The 243-nt window shown below is 65.8% G+C and carries 1 protein-coding gene; it reads right to left on the reverse strand.

Annotation, left to right across the window (positions count from 1 at the left end; translation table 11 throughout):
- On the reverse strand, window positions 1-243 hold a 243-nt coding region (locus H7U20_RS00865; protein WP_199517729.1), incomplete at both ends, for a transposase.

Genomic DNA, 243 nt, shown 5'->3' on the forward strand with positions numbered 1-243 from the left:
ACCTGCACGAACAATTGTTCGAACTGCTCGCCGCAACGGCGCCGGAATGCGGCCAAGGTGTCGTGGTCGGGATGGGTGTTGGCCGCGATGTAGAGGAACGCCACCGAGTCGTAAGTCGCGCGCTCGACCTTGCGGCTCGACGGCAAGCCCGTCGCGTAGCCATAGATGAGCAAGCCCAGCAGAACGGCCGGGTGGTGCGCCGCCGATCCGCGCCCCGCATACTGGCGCGTCAGTTCCGACAGA

Origin of the sequence: Rugamonas violacea, from assembly GCF_016461825.1 — a bacterium.
GTDB lineage: Bacteria > Pseudomonadota > Gammaproteobacteria > Burkholderiales > Burkholderiaceae_D > Rugamonas.